This window comes from Frateuria sp., assembly GCF_013362045.1.
Taxonomy (GTDB): domain Bacteria; phylum Pseudomonadota; class Gammaproteobacteria; order Xanthomonadales; family Rhodanobacteraceae; genus Frateuria_A.
The window spans coordinates 1-2,422 of sequence record NZ_JABFWW010000292.1; the positions used below are offsets into that span (position 1 = coordinate 1).

Below are 2,422 nucleotides of genomic sequence, written 5' to 3' on the forward strand. Positions count from 1 at the left end.
CGAGGTCGAGGCCGGGCTGCAGCAGATCGGCATGCACGGCGATGAAGCCATCCAGGTCGCCCAGCGGCTGATCGGAACAGGCGCGATGCCGGCCGACGCCGCGGACCTGGCCAGCGTGGCCGCGCGCCTGAAACAGCGCAGCGTGCCGGGCGAGGCCGCCGCCGCGGCGCAAGCCGCCCCGGCCACGCCTTCGGCGGAAGCCTTGCGCCTGCACCAGCGCCTGAGCGAGCAGGCCGGCGTCTGGTTCGAGTTCGCCGAGCCCGATGGCCGGCGGCTCCGCCGCAAGCTGGCCTGGTATTCCGCCCGTGCGGCGCGCGGACTGCTGGTGACGCGCCAGGGCCAGCGCGCCGAGGAGACGAGCGTGGCCGAGCTGGCGCAGGCCATCGCCGCCGGTAAAGTTCGCGAGCTGCCGGCCGTTAACGAGAGCGACCTCGACCGTGCCTGGCGCGCCCTGGCTGACAGCCTGCGCCAGGCCGGCCCCATGCCCGGAGCCCGTTCGTGACGCCCGACCCGCAGGAAAGCCGCCGCGCCCACCGCAAGTCGGTCAGCATCGCCGCCGAAGTGATCGACGCGATCAGCGGACGGCGCATGGGCCAGTTGGGCAACCTGTCGGCCAGCGGCATGCTGCTGATCGGCAGCGAGGCGCCGCGCAACGAGGCGATCTACCAGCTGCGCCTGCCGCTGCCCGGGCTGGGCGCGACGCCGCCGATGATCGAGGTCGGCGTGCAGGAGCAATGGCACGAGGAAGCCGCCACGCCCGGCCAGATCTGGGCCGGCTACCGCATCATCGCCATCGGCGAGAACGAAACGGCGCAGCTGCAGCGCTGGCTGGAAACCAACGGCTGAATTGCACGCGCGGGTGGCCCTCGGCCTGCCGCAGCGCGATCATGGCGGACTCCCCACCGGCACGCATCCGCGCCTGCCGCCCGACCAAGGACGCCGCATGACCGACAACCTCGCCCCGCTCTACGCCCACCACCTGGCCAGCGTGCGCCAACGCGCCGACGAGGCGCTCGCGCTGGGCGGCTTCGACCGGCTGCTGGTCGCCGCGGGCATGCCGCTGGACAAGTTCCTCGACGACCAGAATTTCCCCTTCGTCGCCAATCCGCATTTCCGCCACTGGCTGCCGCTGACCGACGCGCCCGGCAGCTGGATCGTCTACGCGCCCGGCGCGCGGCCGACGCTGGTGTTCGTGCAGCCGCGCGACTACTGGCACGTGGTACCGGCCGCGCCCAGCGGCTACTGGGTCGAGCACTTCGACATCCAGGTCGTGCGCAGCACCGCCGAGGCGATCGCCGCACTGCCCAAGGCCGGCCGCAACGCGGTGATCGGCCCGGCCTGCCCGAGCATCGAAGGCGTCGAGGCGAACAATCCCCAGTCCGTGCTCGACTACCTGCACTGGTACCGCTCCTACAAGTCGCCCTATGAGCTGGCGCTGATGCGCGCGGCCAACCGCATCGGCGCGCGTGCGCACCGCGCGGCCGAGCGGGCGTTCCGCGGCGGCCACAGCGAATTCGGCATCCACCTGGCCTATCTCGCCGCCGCGCGCCAGATCGACGCGGAGCTGCCCTACGCCAGCATCGTGGGACTGAACGAGCACGGCGCGGTGCTGCACTACACCCATTTCGACCGCCAGCCGCCGACGGAGCACCGCTCGTTCCTGATCGACGCGGGCGCCAGCTGCGCCGGCTATGCCAGCGACATCACGCGCACCTATGCCGGCGCCGACCAGACCGAGTTCCAGGCGCTGATCGACAGCGTCGATGCGGCCCAGCGCGGCTTCGCCGACAAGGTGCGCGCCGGCCAGAGCTATCCCGACTTGCACATCCACGCCCATCACGTGCTCGCCGAGGTGCTGCGCGAGCACGGCTTCATCCGCATGAACGCCGAGGATGCGGTCGCCGGCGGCGTGACCTCCGCGTTCTTCCCGCACGGCCTGGGCCATCCGATCGGCGTGCAGGTGCACGACGTGGCCGGCTTCCAGCAGAACGAGCGCGGCGGCACCATCGCGCGCCCCGAAGGCCACCCCTACCTGCGCATGACCCGCGTGCTGGAGCCGGGCATGGTGGTCACCATCGAGCCGGGCCTGTACTTCATCGACATGCTGCTGGACGAGCTGCGCGCCAACCCCGCGGCGAAGGACGTCGACTGGGCCCGGGTGGATGCCTTCCGCCGCTTTGGCGGCATCCGCATCGAGGACGACGTGGCCTGTACCGACGGCGCACCGGAGAACCTTACCCGCGACGCCTTTGCGCAGCTCTCCTGAGCTGCAATTCCGCTCCAAGACGCTTGTCCCCCTCTCCTCCGGCGCAGCCGGGAAGAGGGGGAACAAGCGAGAGCTTAGTGATACCCCTCCCCCGCCAGCACCTTGCCGCGGAACACGCGGTACGAATACACCGTATAGGCCAGCACCGCCGGGATC

General features: G+C 71.3%; 3 protein-coding genes. All 3 read left to right on the top strand.

Annotated features, from left to right (window positions below; translation table 11 throughout):
• Positions 1–502, top strand: a 502-nt coding sequence (locus HOQ08_RS13935; protein ID WP_291196091.1) for a DUF1631 family protein, incomplete at its 5' end; no start/stop codon positions are given.
• Positions 499–846 carry a PilZ domain-containing protein gene (locus HOQ08_RS13940; RefSeq protein WP_291196094.1) on the top strand — a complete coding sequence of 116 codons (348 nt, stop codon included), beginning with the start codon at positions 499–501 and terminating at the stop codon, positions 844–846. The genes HOQ08_RS13935 and HOQ08_RS13940, both read left to right, overlap by 4 nt.
• 97 nt (positions 847–943) lie before the next feature.
• Positions 944–2,266, top strand: a complete 1,323-nt coding sequence (gene pepQ, locus HOQ08_RS13945; protein ID WP_291196098.1) for a Xaa-Pro dipeptidase — start codon at positions 944–946, stop codon at positions 2,264–2,266.
• Positions 2,267–2,422 lie beyond the last annotated feature (156 nt).

Excerpts from the sequence above, each read along its gene's own strand:
- pepQ (WP_291196098.1), top strand. The coding sequence starts at position 944 with ATGACCGACAACCTCGCCCCGCTCTACGCCCACCACCTGGCCAGCGTG.